Source organism: Bradyrhizobium sp. B025, assembly GCF_042257955.1.
Taxonomy (GTDB): domain Bacteria; phylum Pseudomonadota; class Alphaproteobacteria; order Rhizobiales; family Xanthobacteraceae; genus Bradyrhizobium; species Bradyrhizobium diazoefficiens.
In genome coordinates this window covers 7,069,532-7,088,126 of sequence record NZ_CP170150.1, presented here as the reverse complement: position 1 = coordinate 7,088,126, position 18,595 = coordinate 7,069,532, and the positions used below count along the sequence as shown (strand labels likewise).

At 64.9% G+C, this 18,595-nt stretch carries 23 protein-coding genes; 17 read left to right on the top strand and 6 right to left on the bottom strand.

Annotated elements, in window-relative coordinates; genetic code table 11:
- Positions 1–233: 233 nt before the first annotated feature.
- Positions 234–1,199 carry a glyoxylate/hydroxypyruvate reductase A gene (locus tag ACE10W_RS33410; RefSeq protein WP_304548254.1) on the bottom strand — a complete coding sequence of 322 codons (966 nt, stop codon included), beginning with the start codon at positions 1,197–1,199 and terminating at the stop codon, positions 234–236.
- Positions 1,200–1,343: 144 nt separating this feature from the next.
- Here ACE10W_RS33410 and ACE10W_RS33405 point away from each other — a divergent pair, with 144 nt between their 5' ends.
- The 4 genes from ACE10W_RS33405 (at position 1,344) to ACE10W_RS33390 (ending at position 4,165) form a co-directional block, all read left to right on the top strand.
- Entirely contained in the window at positions 1,344–1,712 is a 369-nt protein-coding gene (locus ACE10W_RS33405; protein WP_011089906.1) for a YciI family protein, read from the top strand.
- Positions 1,709–3,010 (top strand): RNA polymerase sigma factor, encoded by a 1,302-nt coding sequence (locus tag ACE10W_RS33400; RefSeq protein ID WP_375762441.1) that lies wholly within the window; start codon positions 1,709–1,711, stop codon positions 3,008–3,010. The genes ACE10W_RS33405 and ACE10W_RS33400 overlap by 4 nt, the downstream gene beginning before the upstream one ends.
- A gap of 166 nt (positions 3,011–3,176) precedes the next feature.
- Positions 3,177–3,716 (top strand): SRPBCC family protein, encoded by a 540-nt coding sequence (locus ACE10W_RS33395; RefSeq protein ID WP_304548252.1) that lies wholly within the window; start codon positions 3,177–3,179, stop codon positions 3,714–3,716.
- 35 nt (positions 3,717–3,751) lie between these two features.
- Entirely contained in the window at positions 3,752–4,165 is a 414-nt protein-coding gene (locus tag ACE10W_RS33390; protein ID WP_011089903.1) for a VOC family protein, read from the top strand.
- A 101-nt stretch (positions 4,166–4,266) separates the two neighbouring features.
- On the opposite strand, the gene ACE10W_RS33385 is transcribed toward ACE10W_RS33390, so the two are convergent.
- The 4 genes from ACE10W_RS33385 to ACE10W_RS33370 form a co-directional block, all read right to left on the bottom strand.
- Positions 4,267–4,617, bottom strand: coding sequence for a hypothetical protein (locus tag ACE10W_RS33385; RefSeq protein ID WP_028172998.1), 351 nt, complete (start codon positions 4,615–4,617; stop codon positions 4,267–4,269).
- 449 nt (positions 4,618–5,066) lie between these two features.
- Complete coding sequence (locus ACE10W_RS33380; RefSeq protein ID WP_028172999.1) at positions 5,067–5,411, bottom strand: hypothetical protein; 345 nt, start codon at positions 5,409–5,411, stop codon at positions 5,067–5,069.
- Positions 5,412–5,685: 274 nt separating this feature from the next.
- Positions 5,686–6,123 carry a hypothetical protein gene (locus ACE10W_RS33375; RefSeq protein ID WP_011089901.1) on the bottom strand — a complete coding sequence of 146 codons (438 nt, stop codon included), beginning with the start codon at positions 6,121–6,123 and terminating at the stop codon, positions 5,686–5,688.
- A gap of 126 nt (positions 6,124–6,249) precedes the next feature.
- Positions 6,250–7,038: an SDR family NAD(P)-dependent oxidoreductase gene (locus tag ACE10W_RS33370; protein WP_304548251.1), complete on the bottom strand. Its 789-nt coding sequence runs from the start codon at positions 7,036–7,038 to the stop codon at positions 6,250–6,252.
- Between the two features lie 219 nt (positions 7,039–7,257).
- Between ACE10W_RS33370 and ACE10W_RS33365 the strand changes: the two genes are divergently transcribed.
- The 9 genes from ACE10W_RS33365 to ACE10W_RS33325 all read left to right on the top strand — a co-directional run bounded on the left by ACE10W_RS33365 (position 7,258) and on the right by ACE10W_RS33325 (position 12,595).
- Entirely contained in the window at positions 7,258–7,623 is a 366-nt protein-coding gene (locus ACE10W_RS33365; protein WP_028173001.1) for a nuclear transport factor 2 family protein, read from the top strand.
- A gap of 177 nt (positions 7,624–7,800) precedes the next feature.
- Positions 7,801–8,205 carry a YciI family protein gene (locus ACE10W_RS33360; protein WP_011089898.1) on the top strand — a complete coding sequence of 135 codons (405 nt, stop codon included), beginning with the start codon at positions 7,801–7,803 and terminating at the stop codon, positions 8,203–8,205.
- Between the two features lie 65 nt (positions 8,206–8,270).
- On the top strand, positions 8,271–8,633 hold the full coding sequence (locus ACE10W_RS33355) for a hypothetical protein (protein ID WP_011089897.1): 363 nt from the start codon (positions 8,271–8,273) through the stop codon (positions 8,631–8,633).
- A 165-nt stretch (positions 8,634–8,798) separates the two neighbouring features.
- A complete protein-coding gene (locus ACE10W_RS33350) occupies positions 8,799–9,539 on the top strand; it encodes a TetR/AcrR family transcriptional regulator (RefSeq protein WP_011089896.1) in 741 nt (246 codons plus the stop codon).
- 121 nt (positions 9,540–9,660) lie between these two features.
- Positions 9,661–10,146, top strand: coding sequence for a DUF2852 domain-containing protein (locus tag ACE10W_RS33345; RefSeq protein WP_028173002.1), 486 nt, complete (start codon positions 9,661–9,663; stop codon positions 10,144–10,146).
- 236 nt (positions 10,147–10,382) lie between these two features.
- Positions 10,383–10,568, top strand: a complete 186-nt coding sequence (locus ACE10W_RS33340; RefSeq protein WP_011089894.1) for a hypothetical protein — start codon at positions 10,383–10,385, stop codon at positions 10,566–10,568.
- A gap of 70 nt (positions 10,569–10,638) precedes the next feature.
- A complete protein-coding gene (locus ACE10W_RS33335) occupies positions 10,639–10,893 on the top strand; it encodes a hypothetical protein (protein WP_231166635.1) in 255 nt (84 codons plus the stop codon).
- 198 nt (positions 10,894–11,091) lie between these two features.
- A complete protein-coding gene (locus tag ACE10W_RS33330; protein WP_011089893.1) occupies positions 11,092–11,859 on the top strand; it encodes a serine acetyltransferase in 768 nt (255 codons plus the stop codon).
- 25 nt (positions 11,860–11,884) lie between these two features.
- The gene (locus tag ACE10W_RS33325) at positions 11,885–12,595 is read left to right on the top strand and encodes an SDR family NAD(P)-dependent oxidoreductase (RefSeq protein ID WP_011089892.1); all 711 of its coding nucleotides are present in this window, start codon (positions 11,885–11,887) and stop codon (positions 12,593–12,595) included.
- Between the two features lie 70 nt (positions 12,596–12,665).
- Here ACE10W_RS33325 and ggt read toward each other — a convergent pair whose 3' ends face one another.
- Positions 12,666–14,372: a gamma-glutamyltransferase gene (gene ggt, locus ACE10W_RS33320; protein ID WP_039186997.1), complete on the bottom strand. Its 1,707-nt coding sequence runs from the start codon at positions 14,370–14,372 to the stop codon at positions 12,666–12,668.
- 654 nt (positions 14,373–15,026) lie between these two features.
- Between ggt and tolQ the strand changes: the two genes are divergently transcribed.
- Genes tolQ through tolB form a run of 4 tightly spaced genes read left to right on the top strand, consistent with a single transcriptional unit; the run spans position 15,027 to position 18,587 of the window.
- Positions 15,027–15,743 carry a protein TolQ gene (gene tolQ / locus ACE10W_RS33315; RefSeq protein WP_018641591.1) on the top strand — a complete coding sequence of 239 codons (717 nt, stop codon included), beginning with the start codon at positions 15,027–15,029 and terminating at the stop codon, positions 15,741–15,743.
- A 43-nt stretch (positions 15,744–15,786) separates the two neighbouring features.
- Positions 15,787–16,236, top strand: coding sequence for a protein TolR (tolR, locus tag ACE10W_RS33310; RefSeq protein ID WP_028173005.1), 450 nt, complete (start codon positions 15,787–15,789; stop codon positions 16,234–16,236).
- 3 nt (positions 16,237–16,239) lie between these two features.
- Positions 16,240–17,199, top strand: coding sequence for a cell envelope integrity protein TolA (locus ACE10W_RS33305; protein WP_011089888.1), 960 nt, complete (start codon positions 16,240–16,242; stop codon positions 17,197–17,199).
- A gap of 23 nt (positions 17,200–17,222) precedes the next feature.
- Complete coding sequence (gene tolB, locus ACE10W_RS33300) at positions 17,223–18,587, top strand: Tol-Pal system beta propeller repeat protein TolB (RefSeq protein ID WP_028173006.1); 1,365 nt, start codon at positions 17,223–17,225, stop codon at positions 18,585–18,587.
- The last annotated feature ends 8 nt before the right edge of the window (positions 18,588–18,595 follow it).

The window sequence follows — 18,595 nt, the reverse complement described above, 5'->3', positions numbered from 1 at the left end:
AAGAGAGGGTGAACGGAATACCGGCTGAGCGGGGTGGTTGTGGGGGGCGAGTGAAACGGTGGGCGCGTGCCAAAAACTCCGATGTCGTCCTGGCGAAAGCCAGGACCCATAACCACCGGACGTAGTTTGACGAAGATTCGTGGTTGCCACTTCGCGCCACGACTGCTTCCTGGGGTATTGGGTTCCTGGCTTTCGCCAGGACGACGCCGAGGGTGGGGCGGCCGCGTGCGGCCCTAATACCCCCGCGTCCGGTCCACCACGTTCTCCAGCGCGCCGCCCGCCTCGAACCGTGCGATCTGCTCGGCGACATAGGCCGAGATCGCTTCTGCGTCGGTGTCCGCGGCGTTGTGCGGGGTCAGCAGCACCTTGGGATGGGTCCAGAAGCGGCTGTCTTTCGGCTGCGGCTCCTGCACGAAGACGTCGAGCGAGGCGGCGCCCAGCGTGCCGTCGTCGAGACAGGCCAGGATGTCGGCTTCGTTCTGCAAGCCGCCGCGGCCGGCATTGATCAGCACGGGGGCGCCGAGCGGGCTCTTGCGGTTGAGCTTTGTGAAGACGTCGCGGTTGAGGATGCCGTGCGTGTCCGGTGTCAGCGGCAACAGCGAGACCAGGATGTCGGTCGCGCGCAGGAACGCATCGATTCCGGCGGTGCCATGGAAGCACTCGGCGCCCTCGATGGTGCGCGGGCTGCGGCTCCAGCCGGCGACGCGGAAGCCGAGCCGCCGCAGCACGTCGGCCGCGTCCGCACCCAGCGTGCCCAGTCCCATGACGCCGACCGTGACGGCGCTCGCCGGCCACTGATATTTCGGCTCCCAGCGCTTCTCGCGCTGCGACTGCCGCAAATACAGCTCCTGGCGGTGGTGCATCAGCACGTGCAGCACGACATATTCGGTCATGCGATTGGTCAGGTCGGGCACGGCGACGCGAACCAGCGGCACGTCGGGCAGGCTCTTGTCCGCCATCAGGGCATCGACGCCGGCACCGAGATTGAAGATCGCGCGCAGATTGGGGAACGAGCCGAGGTCTCCGGGCACCGGCTTCCACACCGCGGCATAGTGCACCTCGGCCGGATCGAGCGCCGTATCCGGCAGCAGCACCACGCGGCGGCCGCCGCAGACCGAATCGAACCGGGCCTTCCAGCGCTCCGGCAGCCAGTTCTGCTGCGTGCTGTTGATCAGGACGGCCAGTGTGCCTTTGGTCATTCGAAGTGCCTCGTCGTGTTCCGATTTTGAGGGCTCTCCTTGGCACGATCTGCCGGATTTTTCTTGCAAATTTTTTCCGCAGCCCTGTCGGGGCGGGGCATAGTGGATCGTCTTCACAACAAGAGGTCAGGGAAGGTGCTGCCCATGCTTTATGCGATCCTTTGCTATCATGACGAGGACTTCGTCGGCTCCTGGAGCAAGGACCAGGACGAGGCGGTGATGAAGAAGCTCGCCGTGGTGCAGGAGAAGCTCACGAGCCAAGGCCGGCTCGGTCCGGTGGCGCGGCTGTTGCCGACCACCGCGGCGGCGACGCTGCGTAAAGAGGACCCGCCGCTGGTGCTCGACGGCCCCTATGCCGAGACCAAGGAGCAGTTGCTCGGCTTCTACATCGTCGACTGCAAGAACCTCGACGATGCGCTCGACGTCGCGCGCGACCTCGGCGCCGCCAATCCCGGCGGCGCCTATGAGGTGCGTCCCGTCGGCGTGTTCAGGCCCGGAGGAAATTTGACGTGAGCGAGACTGATACCGCCTGGATCGAGACCGCGCTGACTTCGGCGCGACCCCAGGCGGTCGGCGCGCTGCTGCGCTATTTCCGCGATCTCGACACCGCCGAGGAGGCTTTCCAGAACGCCTGCCTGCGCGCGCTCAAGACCTGGCCGCAGAACGGGCCGCCGCGCGATCCCGCGGCCTGGTTGATCATGGTCGGCCGCAATGTCGCCATCGACGAGGTGCGGCGCGCCCGCAAGCAGCAGCCGCTGCCCGAGGACGATCAGGCGATCTCCGATCTCGACGATGCCGAGGGCGCGCTCGCCGAGCGGCTCGACGGCTCGCATTATCGCGACGACATTTTGCGGCTGATGTTCATCTGCTGCCACCCGCAATTGCCGGCGACGCAGCAGATCGCGCTCGCCTTGCGCATCGTCTCCGGTCTCACGGTGAAGCAGATCGCGCGCGCTTTCCTGGTCTCGGATGCGGCGATGGAGCAGCGCATCACGCGCGCCAAGGCGAAGGTCGCGGAGGCCGGGACGCCTTTCGAAGCGCCCGGCCCGATCGAACGCTCCGAGCGGCTCGCGGGCGTCGCGGCGATGATCTACCTGATCTTCAACGAGGGTTATTCGGCGAGCGGCGACACCGCCGAGATCAGAAAGCCGCTCTGCGAGGAGGCGATCCGGCTGGCGCGGCTGCTCCTGCGGCTGTTCCAGAGCGAGCCGGAGATCATGGGGCTGGCGGCGTTGCTGCTGTTGCAACATGCGCGCAGCGCCGCGCGGTTTGCTGACGACGGTTCGCTGATCTTGCTGGAGGACCAGGATCGCTCCTTGTGGAACGGCGCCATGATCGCGGAAGGGCTGGCGCTGATCGACAAGGCGATGCGCCATCGCCGCAGCGGGCCCTACCAGATTAAGGCCGCAATCGCCGCGTTGCATGCCCGTGCGGCGACGCCGGAGGAGACCGACTGGGCCCAGATCGACCTGCTCTATGGCGCGCTGGAACTGGCGCAGCCGTCGCCGGTGGTGACGCTCAATCGCGCGGTCGCGGTGTCCAAGGTGCGCGGGCCGCAAGCCGCGCTCGACCTGATCGAGCCGCTGGCACCAAAGCTTGGCAACTACTTCCATTTCCACGGCGTGCGCGGTGCCTTCCTGATGCAGCTCGGCCGCAATGACGAAGCCCGCATCGCCTTCGACCGCGCCATCGCGCTCGCCAACACTTCGGCGGAAGCCGCCCATATCCGCATGCACATCGATCGCCTGATCCGGGACAGCCAGCCGAAGAGCAGCAACGGGAGCGCCAGGCAGGGTGCGAAGGCGAAATGACGGCTTGCCGTCATTCCGGGGCGATGCGAAGCATCGAACCCGGAATCTCGAGATTCCGGGTTCGGTCCTGCGGACCGCCCCGGAATGACGATCCAAAAAATCTCATTTCGAATTGTCGGCCTCAGCCTCCTCCCTTCGTCTTAATCCCGTATCCAGGGAGCTACTTATGCTGAAAGCCATTGCCATCATCGCCATCGTGCTCGCGGTCGGACTAGCGGGCGTCCTCGTCTTCGCCCACACCAAGCCTGACACCTTTCGCGTCGAGCGTTCGCTCGCCGTGAAGGCGCCGGCCGATGCCATCTATCCGGTGGTCGCCGACTTCCACTTCTGGACCAGCTGGTCGCCCTATGAGAACCGCGATCCCGCCATGAAGCGGACGTTCGGCGGAACAGCGCGGGGCAAGGGCGCGACCTATGCCTGGGACGGGAACAACAATGTCGGCGCCGGCCACATGGAGATCCTCGAGGCGAGCACGCCGTCGAAGCTCCGCATCAAGCTCGATTTCGAGCGTCCCTTCGAAGGCCACAACACCGCCGAGTTCACCTTTGTGCCGCAAGGCGATGCTACACTGGTCACATGGGCGATGTACGGTCCGGCGCCCTTCATGTCCAAGGTGATGCAGGTCTTCATCAACATGGACAGCATGATCGGCAAGGATTTCGAGGCCGGCCTCGTCAGCCTGAAGAAGCTCACCGAGAAACAATGAGCCTCACAGCCCAGGGAAAGAAAAGGAGAGAAGCGATGCTCAATCCATATCTGTTCTATCAGGACACTTGCGAAGCGGCGTTCAACTTCTACGCCAAGGTTCTCGGCGGCAAGATTGACGCGATGATGCGCGTCTCGGACGCGCCGCCGGACATGCCGGCCGCCCCCGGCCGCGAGAAGACGATCATGCATGCGCGGATGTCGTTGCCCGGCGGCAGCGTGCTGATGGCCTCCGACGCGCCGCCCGAGCATGTCCAGAAGCCGCAGGGCTTCTCGATCTCGCTGACGATCGCCGACGTCGCGGACGCCGAGCGTAAGTTTAACGCGCTCGCCGACGGTGGCACCGTCACCATGCCGTTCAGCAAGACGTTCTGGGCCAAGGGGTTTGGCATGTGCGTCGACAAGTTCGGCATCCCCTGGATGGTGAACTGCCCGGCGGAGGGAATGTGACGGACGCGACCGCCTGGCACGCGGCGCCCCTCCCTCGATCGTTGCGGGTAAGGGGCACGCCCAAGGTGGTCACGTCATAGCCGGATCGGCCGTTTGCTGTTTCAACGGACCGATCCGGTCACGTCCTCACCGGGGGACGGCGACTGGACGCAGCGAGGGCAGATCACGAGCTTCGTGCCGAGCTGCCTGTCATTCTCCGCTTCGATTTCGTCATGGACCGCCCACCACGCTTCGGAGTAGGGGCGCAAGGTGCCGAGCACTCTTTCCCGTTCCTGATTGGGATTTTCCTGCGTGGGTGCGGGGTTCGCTGCGCGCCGCTTTGTGACGGGTGGCCGGTTCGGGTTCTGTCCGAGGCCGTCCCATGCGATCGGACGACGCTCCTGCGCCGGCGCCGCCGCGCAGCCCATGAGCGCTGCGCAAAAAGTAAGCAAGACGAAGCCGTGTCGCATCATGCCGAACCCTCAGTGCGGTACGCGACACACAAAATCCGCGTGAGGGATTTTGCATCGCGTCGGTTAAATGGAACCTAAGGGAAACGAAGTGGCCGGCATGGCCGGATAGGAATATGGAGTCTCGATTCGCATGACTTTGCGAGAGCAGTGGGGCCGCTTCGTGAAATGATCGGGACCGCATCGCACAACAACTGGCGCAATAATAGGCTGTGAACTGCCTGTCAAAATCGCTAATCATTCCTTCATAAATTCTACAAACTGGGATGGGCGTACTTACAAGGGGAGCGACCGATGGCAGCGGCGCTACAGATCAATTTTGCACTTTGGGGTATGCTTATCTGCGCGAGCATGGAATTGGCGCAGATGATCCAGAGGTTCTTCTAGAACCCGGCGACCGCATGACCGGCGTAATTTCGCCGGCGCGCTTGCGTGCTAGCTCACGAGCGCCATTAGCTCACAAGCAATGCGATGAGCGTGAAGCTGACGCTTGCGATCACAATCATCGAAACGACGTAGTTGCGCGGCCGCGCCGTCCGCGAGGGCGGCGGTCTCCTCGGTCGTAGCGGCGCGATGTCGTGCCGGGCGGGTTCCGTCGGCGCGAGTGCGGCTTCTGCGCCCGAGCCGATATACTTCACGTAGAGCTCGAGCAGCCGCAGTTCGGACGGCAGGTCCATCAGGCCCTCGCGGTCGCGCCGCGTCAGCAGTTCGAATTCGACGGTTTCCTCGGCGCTCAGTTGGCCAAGGACGATCCGTCCCCGGTCCGACAGGCGGTAGCGAAAATCGATGGGCTGCATAGCGTGCGACCCCTTTTAAAAATGAGCAATCTTGAAAAAAACGGCACCATCCTCGTCCGTGACCACTGCTGAGATCGTGACGCCGCCGCGGTCTCAGTCTGAGCCGCGACCATCATAGACTGCAGGGAAAGGCTGGAAACCGCGTAAATTGTGCAGGCATTGCGAAGCGGTTGAGCGGATTCGGCGTCCGGAAAGTCGAAATTCTGCAAAACTGCTCAATCGTCGGACAGCGGCGGACGCAACCTGGTCACGCGGGCTGGTGACCGCCAAGTCCTCACCGGCAGCGCGGATAGATCGCGGCGAGGTCGCGCCCCTTCAACAGCAGCAACCGTGAGGTGAGGCCGCCGCGGTGGCTGATCCAGTCGCGCACCGGCCCCGGATAGGCTTGGAGCACCGCGTCGGAGGCTTCCGGCTCGGCATAGAAGCGCCCGCGCCGGTCGACCGAACGCGCGGCATGGAAGCCGAGCACGGCGCGTTTGGTGACACAGATGCGCTCGCCCGGCACGATGCTCAGCACCAGCGTGCAGGCGGACAGGCAGGGACCGTCGATCACCACGCGCTCGCCGCTCTCGCGCACCTTCTCGAATAGGTCGAGGAACGGCCCGACCCGTCCGCCGGGTGATTGGATGATGCGGATTTCGGCGGCAACCGGTGCGGAGGCGAGCAGGGCGGTCGCGAGCATTAGGGCTTTGACCAAAACGGCACGTTGCATCGTACTCTCCGCACATTCGACGTCGTCGGGCGGGCAAAGCGTCGCGCGCCCAACAATGGCACCCAAATCCGGAGACGGTGATGGGCACGGCGCGTCGCGCCTTTGTCCACCCTACAAATCCTGTGCCTACCCGTTGCGGCGCTGGCCGCGCAACGTGGGCAGGCCGATACCCGCTGCATCGAAGCCGCCATCAACGGCCAAAATTTGACCGGTGATGTAGCTCGCGCGTTCCGAGCACAGGAAATAGATCGCTTCCGCGAGTTCCTCCTCGAGGCCGTAGCGGTTGAGCGGAATGGCGTCGTGATAGTCGGCGCGGATCTCCTTGGTGTGCACCTGCTTGGCCATCGCGGTGTCGACCGGCCCCGGCGCGACCGCGTTGACGCGGATGTTGAGCGAGGCGAGCTCGACCGCGAGCTGCTTGGTCAGGTGCGCGAGCCCCGCCTTGCTGGTGCCGTAGGCCGAGCGCAAGGTCGAGGCACGCACCGCCGAGATCGAGGTGATGTTGACGATGGCGCCGCCGTCGCTGTCGCGCATCAAGGGCACCGCGGCCTTAGTGCAGAGGAACGGGCCGGTGAGGTTGACCTCGAGCACGCGGCGCCAGTCGGCATCCGGCGTCTCCATCAGCGGCGCGAACACGGCGATCCCGGCATTGTTGACGAGCGCGTCGAGCCGGCCGAACCGCCGCTCGATCGTCGTCATCGCGGCGCCGACCGCCGCCGCGTCGGAGACATCGCAGGTCAGCGCGAGCGTCGCCTCGCCTTGGCCAATCTCGGCGACGGCGCGGCCGAGCAGCTCCCCCTCGATGTCGAGCAGCGCCACGCGCCAGCCCTCGCCAAGGAACTTCTTCGCGGTCGCAAGCCCGATGCCGCGCGCGGCTCCGGTGACGAGGGCGACTTTTTGCGGGGCCTGCGGCATTTGCTAATCTGTCCTGTGTTCGAAAGGCTGTTCCCACGCGAGGGCCGGTCCCTTTTACTTCGCTTTGGTCCCGACGAGAAAGGCCCTGGCGATGCCCATCGATCCGGACGAGAACCACTCGACATATTCTTGCGTTCTGCCGGCGGAACGCCTGGCGCGATGTCGGCGCGGCCGCCGCTGCATCGTCTTCTAAGCGACGTCTGCCGAGGAGACCGATCCATGCCTGACGACCACGCCCGCCTGATCCGAGACCTCTTCGCCGCCTATCTCGCCAATGACCGGCAACGGGTGAGCGAGGCGCTCGCCGACGACTTCCGCTTCACCAGCCCGTTCGACGACGACCTCGACAAGGCGACCTATTTCGAACGCTGCTGGCGGGACACCGGCTGGATCGCGCGCCACGAGATCGAGCGCATCTTCGTCGTCGGCGACGAGGCTTTCGTCACCTATCGCTGCCTGGCGACCGATGGCAGGAGCTTTCGCAACACCGAGTTCCTCAGCTTCGCCGGCGGCCGGATCCGCCGCGTCGAGGTCTATTTCGGCGCCGCCTTCCAGGACGGCCGGTTCCTGCCGCAGCCGCGCTGAGGCAGGAACTTCCGAGGCATGACCTCCGGAATCATTTTCCGCCACGGTGTCGATTCCATAGCAAGGCATTCGTCTTACAGGGAAGCGCGGGCTGGTTCGGCCCGCTGATCTCCCCCGGATTCCGGGGCTGCGCCTCGCGGCGCATCCCGGAAGGACCAGGTAAGCAAGGAACTGCCCATGCGATTCATGATGCTGATGATCCCGCTCGGCTACGAGACCGCGCCGCCGGACGTGCAACTCGATCCCGAGCGCGTCGCCGCGATGATGCGTTACAACGAGGCGCTGAATGACGCCGGCGTCCTGATCACGCTCGACGGCCTGCATCCGCCCGCGATGGGCGCGCGCGTGTCGTTTGCGACTGGCGAGCCTGTTGTGACCGACGGCCCCTTCACTGAAGCCAAGGAAGTGCTGGGCGGCTACTGGATGATCGAGGTCGCCTCGCGTGCCGAGGCGATCGGGTGGGCGAAGAAGTGCCCGGCCGCGGTCAATGAAGTCATTGAGATCCGGCAGGTGCAGGAGATGACCGACTTTCCGCCGGACGTGCAGGCCGCGGCCGCCGGCTTCGGCGGTCTGAAGAACTAGCCAGAGCGGGCGCGATTGGAATTCGCGGCCGTCATCAACAAAGTCATCAACAGAGGAGAGAACCAATGAGCACCGACACCTATCTCGCCGTCTTCCTCGGCAGCAAGACCAGCCCGAAATGGGCTGCATGGAACGCGATGTCAGACGCCGAGCGCAAGGCGAAGGAACTGGAGGGCATCGCGGCCTGGAAGGGTTGGGCCGAGAAGCATCAAGGCGCGATCCAGGCGATGGGCGGTCCGCTCGGCAAGACCAAGCGGGTCGATGACAAGGGCATCGCCGACATCGCCAACGAGATGGGCGCCTTCACCGTGGTCCGCGCTGCGTCCCACGAAGCGGCCGCGAAGATGTTCGAGAACCACCCGCACTTCGCGATCTTCCCCGGCGAGCGCGTCGAGATCATGCCGGTGCTGCCGATCCCGGGCGGTTAGGGCCCCGCCGTCATTCCGGGGCGCGCGCGAGCGCGCGAACCCGGAATCTCGAGATTCCGGGTTCGGCTCTTTCGAGCCGCCCCGGAATGACGGTGGAAATACGGGTTCACCAAATCCAGCTTGCGCTAGTGACCTTCACGCCCGGCTCATGTAAAGCTCGTTCACATGAGCTGGCGCAAGGAGACGCGCCGCGCCGAGCGCGGCTATCACCACGGCAATCTGAAGGAAGCCCTGTTGCAGGCGGCCCTCGGGTTGATTGCCGAGAAGGGCGCGGCCGGCTTCACCTTCGCCGATGCGGCGCGCATGGCCGGCGTCAGCGCAGCGGCGCCCTACCGGCATTTCCGCGACCGTGACGAACTGTTGTCCTCGATCGCCCAGCGCGGCTTCGAGCAGTTCGAGGCGCGCTTGACCGCGGCCTGGGACGACGGGCGGCCCGATACGGTCACGGCGTTCGAGCGGGTCGGCAGGGCCTATCTTGCCTTCGCCCGCGAGGAGCCGGCGTTCTACAACGCGATGTTCGAGTCCGGCCTGCCGGTCGATGCCAACCCGGCGCTCCAGGCCGCGAGCGAGCGTGCTTTCAACATCATTCGCGCCGCCGCGGAGCGCCTTGCGGCACTTGCACCGCCCGGCACGCCGCGGCCGCCGGCGATGATGATGGCGCTGCACATCTGGTCGATGGCGCATGGCGTGGCCTCGCTGTTCTCGCGCGGCGATGCTGCGCGACGAAAACTGCCGATGTCGCCGGACGAGCTGTTAGAGGCCGAGGTGCTGATCTATCTGCGCGGTCTCGGCTTCCCGACCGACCGCCGTCCGCCCGCCAAAGGCGCCGAGCCGCCGCCGGTGCCTCCGGAGGCATCCTCCGGTTCTGGCGTGCCGCCGGGCGGCCCCTGGGGCAAGCCGAAATAAAATTGCGCAAATAATTCGCCAGGCCTGTCGGGTGGCCGGCTTGACAAAATCGCGGGATGGTCTAGCTATGTAAATGTTATTTACATTCACAACGGCGCAGATGCCGTCATGGAGATGGGAAATGGCCTACACCGCTGATGTCAATCGATGGCGCGGCCCCTCGGACCAACACTATGAGCGCCCCCATATGCTCGACACGCCTTGGCATCCCGGCTGGATCGCCGTGACCATCCTCGGCTTCATCATCTGGTGGCCGATCGGACTTGCCCTTCTCTTTTTCACACTCGGGAGCAGAAAAATGGGTTGCTGGAGCCACCAGGATCGCTGGCAGAACAAGATGGAGCGGATGCAGTACAAGATGGACCGCATGCGCGGCCGTATGGAGCGCCGCGGCTTCGGCTTTGGCTTCGGCCCGCCCTCGAGCGGCAACCGCGCCTTCGACGAATACCGCACCGAGACGCTGCAGCGGCTCGAAGAGGAGCAGGTCGAATTCAAGAACTTCCTCGACCGTCTGCGTCACGCCAAGGACAAGGAAGAGTTCGACCAGTTCATGGCCCAGCACAAGACGCGTCCGACCCCGCCGCCGACCGACCAGCAGCAGGGTTGATCTGGACACCTCTCAAAGCCTTCAGGCGCATGCCCCCAAAGTCCTGATGGCCCCGAGCCGCCCGCCTGCGCATCCCGCAGGCGGGCGGTTTGGTTTTTGGGGGGCCGCTTTGCCTCGCCTCGCTTGCGGGGAGAGGGAGTAGACCGAGCCACTGCTTGGCTACGAGCCGCCAGAACCCAGACCTGTTCATCCGACACCAAGACTTGCGCGTCCCGTCTCACCGGGCGGCGCTACTCATGTTGGACGACAGCATCATGGACCTCTGGACCCGCCTGCTCCTCGGCGTGACCGCCTTCGCGGTGCTGGGTTACATCGGCGTCGTCTATGGCGGCTGCGCGGCCGATCCCGACTGCCATTTCCGCCTGTGTCCCGGCCGGCATTCGCTATGTGGCGTTGATCACGCACATGTGCAGGACCGGTAGAACCCGACTCGCGCCCGGCCCGACCAAGCCCTGACAGCGCACTTGCCGCGCGCCAACAGGGCCGACCATGATGAACGCCGAACGTAAGGAGATCAGACAGCGGCTCGCGCTTCTCGAGCGCGCGTCTGCGCTGTTCGATCGATTCGGCGTCTCAGTGCCGCTCGCGATCGCGTTCCTCAACCACTGGCCGACGGAGATCAAGTCCTATCAGGACCTCGTGACCACCGATGCCTGGAAGATCTTTCTCAGCTGCGCCCTCTACGAGCTTGCCGCGTTCGCGCTGCGGCGCGCCGTCAAGTTTGCGACAGCGGACCTTGCCCCATGATCCTGCTCCGCGATTTCGCGCTTTACGTCCTGCCGGCCCTCGTCGCAGGCGGCGGCTGGCTGTATGCACTGTGCCTGCGCAAGCGGGCGCGGTCGGGCCGCGCCCCCGAGCGGCGTTACGTCCCCCCGGCATCACTGGCGCCTTGATCCGGACCGCCTATATTCGCCTGCACAAACGAAGGGCGCACCGGAGGCGGCGATGGCGGAGGCTGCGATCATGGCGAGCGACGGCCTCTGGCAACGGGTCCGCGGCGAGGCGCAGCGCGCGGCGGATGCCGATCCCGTCTTCGGCAAGGCGCTTGCCGGCACCATTCTCGCTCATGATGATTTCGCCGCGGCCTTGTCCGATCTGATCGGACGCCGGCTCGGCGGCAGCGCAGCCGAGCGCGCGCGCTTCTCGGCCTTTTCCTTCGATGCCTTTCGCGGCTCGCCAGATCTGATCGAGGTGGCCGGCCGTGACTTGCAGGCGATCGCGATCCACGATCCCGCCATCGCCGACCTGTTGCCGCCGCTGCTGCATTTCAAGGGCTATGTCGCGCTGCAAGCCTGGCGCGTCTCGAACTGGCTCTGGCACCATGACCATCGCGATGCGGCGCTGCTGTTCCAGAACGAAGCGTCGAATGCGCTGCAGGTCAGCATTCATCCGGCCGCCAGCATCGGATCGTCAGTCTATCTCGACCACGCCACCGGCATCGTGATCGGCGCCAACGTCGTGATCGGCGACGAGGTCACCATCCTCCAGAACGTCAGCATCGGCCGCGGCAGTGAACTGCCGACGCGCTCGCCGCGGATCGGCCGCGGCATCTATATCGGCGGCGGTGCGACCATCCTCGGCGACATCAGGGTCGGCGATTTCGCCAAGATCGGCGCCGACGCGCTCGTGACGTCAGACGTTCCTGCTGGCTGCACGGCCGTCGGCAATCCCGCGCGGCTGACCAACTGCCCCGAACCTGCCTCGGCGGCCTGATCCCATCATTGTACGGAGCGACCCCATGAAGACCGCAATCGTGATCGGTGTCGGCCCGGACCGCGGGCTCGGGGCCCGGCTCTGCAAGCGCTTTGCGGCCGATGGGCTCAAGGTGATCGTCGCGGGCCGCACGTTGTCCGCGTTGCAGGCGGTTGCAGACGACATCATCAAGGCGGGCGGAGCGGCCGTGCCCATCGTCGCGGACGCGACCAGCGAGAGCGACGTTGTCGCTCTGTTTGATGCCGCCGGCGAAGACCTCGATCTCGCCATCTACAACGCCGGCAACAATACGCCCGGCAAGATCATCGAGATGGACGCCGACTATTTCGAGCAGGCCTGGCGCGTCGTGTGCTTCGGCGGCTTTCTGTTCGGCCGCGAGGCGGTGCGTCGCATGGTGCCGAAGAAGGCGGGCACGCTGCTCTTCACCGGCGCCAGCGCCTCGCTGCGCGGCCGCGCCGGCTACGGCGCCTTCAACGCGTCCAAGGCCGGCCTGCGCACGCTGGCCCAGGCCATGGCGAAGGAATATGCGGGCGACGGCATCCATGTCGGCCATGTCGTGGTCGACGGTGCGATCGCTGGCGACAAGATCTTTTCGCGCTTTCCCGATGCGGCGAGCCGCGAAGACAGCCTGATCGACATTGAAGGCATCGTCGATGGCTTCGCGTTCCTCTACCGCCAGCCCGAACGCGCCTGGTCGTTCGAACTCGATGTGCGGACCTCGAAGGAGAAGTGGTGAGGGGGCGGCCCTCGACCATTTCTACCCCGTCAGTGCCCGGGTATGACCGTCGTAGGGGCGGCGTAGACGATCAATACCCGTCCGCCAGTCCACTGTTGCGGCGTGGATCGTTCGCCCCGTAGTAGCGATTGTTGCCGACTTGCTCGCCGTTAAGCGACGGCGCGCCGACGATGATCACCGCGAGGTGGTTCGCCGGTTGCGGCGGCCCGAATTTGTGGCCCATGACCTCGAGAATCTTGCGCGTGTCCGGCGACAGCGCATAGTCCTCGACATTGGTCAGGTCCGGCAGCCATTGCTGGTGGATGCGCGGCATGTCGACGGCTTCCTGTGCGTTCATGCCGTAATCGATCGCGTTGATCATGGTCTGCAGCACGGCCGTGATGATGCGGCTGCCGCCGGGCGTGCCCACCACCATGACGGTCTTGCCGTCCTTGGTGACGATGGTCGGGCTCATCGAGGACAGCGGCCGCTTGCCCGGAGCGATGGCATTCGCCTCGCCCTGCACCAGGCCATAAAGGTTCGGCACCCCGACCTTGGCGGTGAAGTCGTCCATTTCGTCGTTCAGGAGCACGCCGGTCTTGGCCGCCGTCACCTTGGCGCCGAACCAATCGTTCAGCGTGTACGTGACCGATACCGCGTTGCCGTCCTTGTCCGCGATTGAATAATGCGTGGTGTTGCTGCCCTCGTGCGGCGCGACGCCCGGCTTGATGTCCTTGGATATCCCGGCCTTGTTCGGATCGATCACGGCGCGGATATTGGCTGCGTAATTCTTGTCGAGGAGGCGATCGAGCGGATTCTTCACGAAATCCGGATCGCCGAGATAGCTGTTGCGGTCCACGTAAGCATGCCGCATGGCCTCGATCTGCACGTGCACGGCCTGCGCGGAATGGTAGCCCAGCTCCTTCAGAGGATAGCCCTCCAGGATATTCAGGATCTCGCAGATGACGACGCCGCCCGAGCTTGGTGGCGGCGCGGAAATCACGTGATAGCCGCGATAGTCGCATTCGACAGGTGCGAGCTCGCGCGTCTTGTAGCCGTCGAGGTCGTCCTGCGTCAGCAGGCCCTTGCCGGCCTGGCTCGATGCCACGATGGCGCTGCCGACCCATCCCTTGTAGAAACCGTCGGTGCCCTTGCTGCTGATCTCGCGCAATGTCTTGGCGAGCTCCGGCTGCATCAGCCTCTCACCCACCTGGAACGGCTGACTGTTGTTGAGGAAGATGGCGGCCGTTGCGGGATCGTCTCGAAAATCCGCGGTGGCGGTACGCAACAGGTCGATATCGCCCTGGTCCAGCGCAAAGCCCTGCTCGGCGAGCTGGATCGCGGGGGCGAGCAGGTCGGCGCGCTTCATGGTGCCGTATTTTTCGCGCGCATATTCCATCCCCGAGACGGATCCTGGCACGCCGACAGCCAGATGCCCCTTGGTCGAAAGGCCCTTGATGACGTTGCCGTCCTTGTCGAGATACATGTTCGCAGTTGCGCCCTTGGGCGCCGTCTCGCGGAAATCGAGGAAGGTCTTGCGGCCGTCGGCGAGCTGGATCGTCATGAAGCCGCCACCACCGAGATTGCCGGCGGCCGGATAGACGACGGCCAGGGCATAGCCGACGGCCACGGCGGCATCGACGGCATTGCCGCCGCGCCTGAGCACATCGACACCCACCTGGGTCGCCAGATGCTGCGCGGACACCACCATGCCGTTTTGCGCGGCGACCGGCGCGACCGACGCCGCACGCACGGCGCCGAATGTGACGAGGCTGACCGATACGATCGCTGCGGCCATCCACCGCACATTGGATTGTGGTTTTGGCAAGGGACGCTCCTCGGGCTGGCCGGTGATGCCGGCATATTATTGTCAGCGAACTCAGCCTGTCAGCTCGTGCCCGCCGTGAGATGCGAGATGGAGCATGTGGACGTGGTGTAGCTGTGGCGCACGCTATGCCTTCTGCGATTTCGGGCTGGGCAGGGGAGGAGGTTCCAGAAGGGGCGTCCGCTGTGCAGTGTCGTAGCGCCAAGAGTCCCATTGCGCTCCCTCCCGCCTTGGGATCGCCTTGGGGGGGGAACCGGCCTCGCCAGTGGCACCTGGCTCCGGTCCGTCGGCCGCCATGTACCGCCATGTCCCGCAGCAAAACGGCCAACCGTCTGTGCCGCCTGCCTTTCCGGCAGCCAAATTCAGCTCCGGTAACCCCGCATTAACTATCGCCGGGCTCTGGTAAGGGTGGACAATCGCGCCCATAGCCGTCGTCGAGGCCCATAGTTTTGACATCTTGGCAGGGAATGCAGGCGGCCGGCTTTGGACGAGCCCCCTGCACCCCAGAAAGACAAGGCTTTGAGCGGGCTTGCCGGCCGCGCCGGTTCTAGCGCGGCAGTTGGGGAACCGGCGGTCATTTGCTGCCACGGAACATCGGGTAACGATCGCCTTGAGAGGATACAGCTTATGAATCCGGCCGACGTGGCTCAGTCAGCCCTTCCGGTTGCCGCTTCCGCGGACGTGTCGCTGATCGCGCTGTTCTGGCAGGCTCACTGGATCGTGAAAGCGGTGATGCTGGGACTTTTGTCCTGCTCGGTCTGGGTCTGGGCGATCGCCATCGACAAGATCTTCCTGTTTGCCCGTACCCGCCGCTCGATGGACCGTTTCGAGCAGGCCTTCTGGTCCGGCGAGTCGATCGAGGAGCTCTATCGCACCCTCTCGGCCAAGCCGACGCATTCGATGGCGGCCTGCTTCGTGGCGGCGATGCGCGAGTGGAAGCGCTCGTTCGAGAGCCACGCCCGCTCGGTGGCGGGCCTTCAGATGCGCATCGACAAGGTGATGAACGTCTCGATCGCACGCGAGGTCGAGCGCCTGGAGCGCCGGCTGCTGGTGCTCGCCACCGTCGGCTCCGCCGGCCCCTTCGTCGGCCTGTTCGGCACGGTCTGGGGCATCATGTCGAGCTTCCAGTCGATCGCGGCGTCGAAAAATACCTCCCTGGCGGTGGTCGCCCCCGGTATCGCCGAGGCGCTGTTTGCGACCGCCGTCGGCCTTATCGCCGCCATTCCTGCCACTATTTTCTACAATAAGTTCACCTCCGAGGTGAACCGGCAGGCCCAGCGGCTCGAAGGCTTCGCCGATGAATTTTCAGCCATTCTGTCGCGTCAGATCGACGAGCGGGGCTGACGGACGGCATGTATAGTGTGAAGGGCAATTTGGGCACCAGACCATGGGCATGAACGTCGCGAGTTCGTCCGGAGGCGGCGGCCGCCGCAGCCGGCGCAAGCCGGTCATGGCCGAGATCAACGTCACGCCGATGGTCGACGTGATGCTGGTGCTGCTCATCATTTTCATGGTGTCGGCGCCGCTGCTCACGGTCGGCGTGCCGCTCGACCTGCCGCAGACCCAGGCCAAGAGCCTCGAGCAGAACGATCAGAAGCCGATCCAGATGTCGGTCGACATCAAGGGCAAGGTGTTCATCAACGACGCCGAGATCGCGATCAACGAGCTGGTGCCGAAGCTGAAGGCGATCACGGACGCGCGCGGCGGTCTCGAGGAACGCATCTATCTGCGCGCCGACAAGAAGGCGGATTACGGCACGGTGGCCAGGGTGATGGGCCTGTTGTCCGGTGCGGGGTTCAAGAAGCTGGCGCTCGTCACGGAAGCGGACCAGGGGTAAGCCGTGAAGGTGAACGTCGACAAGACACTCGTTGCGTCGATTGCCCTCCATGTCCTCGTGCTTGGATGGGGGCTGGTCACCTTTAGCAGCAGGGCCTACGTCGCGCCGGAAGAGTCGCTCCCGATCGACATCATCTCCTCCGATCAGCTCGCGAAGATGATGTCGGGGCAGAAGACCGGCGAGAAGGACAAGCCGAAGCCCAAGGTCGAGAAGATCGCCGAGCCCAAGCCCGAAGAGGACGCCGTCGGGAAGGTCACCGAGAAGAAAGAGCTGATCAAGACCAACGCGACGCCCGAGCCGCCGCCGAAGCCCGTCGAGAAACCGGTCGAGAAGAAGCCCGAGCCGCCCAAGCCCGTCGCCGAGGCGAAGCCGAAGGAAGAACCGAAGCCGCAGGAAAAGAAGCCCGATCCGGCCAAGGAAGATCCGATCGCCGAGCTGCAGAAGAAGCTGGAAACGAAGAAGCCGCCGCCCAAGCCCGTGGAGCAGAAGGTCGCGGCGGTGCAGCCGCAGCAGCAGCCGAAGCCCAAGGAGCGCAGCTTCGATCCCGCGCAGATCCAGCGCGACCTCGACAAGCGCGCTGCGACCCGGCATGAACTCGCTGGAACGGCGCTGAATGCGTCGGCGTCGCTGGGATCGACGACCGGGACTGCCGCCAACAACGTTGCGACCTGGCGAGGTGCGTTCCAGGGCGCAGTCAAGCGCTGCTTCACGCCCACCTATAACGGGCAGGACGCCGATCAATACGAAGCCGACATCGACATTCCCATGAAGATCGACGGATCGCTGGCGTCCGAGCCCATCGTGGTTGCGGTGAGAGGACCGTCGCGGTCGATTGCCCAGGCGGTGGCCGAGAGCGCCAAGCGCGCCATCGTGCAATGTCAGGTCTATTCGTTCATGCCGAAGCAGCAGTACGAGAGCTGGAAGCTCATCCCGATGACTTTCGGCCTGAAAGACATGTTGTGACATCCGAACAAAAGAATTTTGCAATGAATGACGCTCGATCGATCACCCGCCGCCGCTTCATGACCCTGACCGGGTCGGGACTTGCGATGCTTGGGGGCGGACATGCGTTCGCTCAGGGCCAGCCGCGGCTCCGCATCGATCCCACCGAATTCCAGCCGGTCCCGATCGCGATCACCAACTTCCTGCCGGGCTCACCGTCGGACGGCGACGTCGGCAACGGTGTCACGCAGGTCATCACCAACAATCTGAAGCGCTCTGGCCTGTTCGCGCCGATCGACCAGGCCGCGTTCATCGAGCGCATCAGCAACATCGACGTCGCGCCGCAATTCCAGAACTGGAAGACCATCAACGCCCAGGCGCTGGTCACCGGCCGCATGACGCGGCAGCCGGACGGAAGGCTGAAGGCCGAATTCCGCCTCTGGGACGTGGTCTCCGGCCAGCAGCTTGCCGGCCAGCAATACTTCACCTCGCCGGAATACTGGCGCCGCATCGCCCATATCATCTCCGACCAGATCTACGAGCGGATGACCGGCGAGAAGGGCTATTTCGACAGCCGCGTGGTTTTCGTGGACGAGACCGGGCCGAAGGAGCGCCGCGTCAAGCGGCTCGCCATGATGGACCAGGACGGCGCCAATGTGCGCTATCTGACCCGCGGCTCCGACCTCGTGCTGACGCCGCGCTTCTCGCCGAACTCGCAAGAGATCACCTACATGGAGTTCGGCCAGGGCGATCCGAAGGTCTATCTCTTCAACATCGAGACCGGCCAGCGCGAGATCGTCGGGAACTTCCCCGGCATGACCTTTGCGCCGCGCTTCTCGCCGGACGGCCAGCGCGTCATCATGAGCCTGCAACAGGGCGGCAACTCCAACCTGTTCGTGATGGATCTGCGTTCGCGCTCGACCACGCGTCTCACCGACACGCCGGCGATCGACACGTCTCCGTCTTACTCGCCGGACGGCACCCGCATCTGCTTCGAGTCCGATCGCGGTGGCCGGTCGCAGATCTACGTCATGGCCGCGGGCGGGGGAGCTGCGCAGCGCATCTCCTTCTCCAAGGACGACACCAACGCCACCTATTCGACGCCGGTGTGGTCGCCGCGCGGCGACTACATCGCCTTCACCAGGCAGGGCGGCGGACAGTTCTCGATCGGCGTCATGAAGCCGGACGGCAGCGGCGAGCGGTTGCTCACCTCCGGCTTCCACAACGAGGGCCCGACCTTCTCGCCGAACGGCCGCGTGCTGATGTTCTTCCGCGATCCCGGCGGCAGCGGCGGACCGTCGCTGTACAGCGTCGACATTTCCGGCCGCAACGAGCTGAAGGTGCCGACGCCGGGCTTCGCCTCCGACCCGGCATGGTCGCCGCTGTTGTCGTCGACGGCTGGTCAATAGATCGCGCG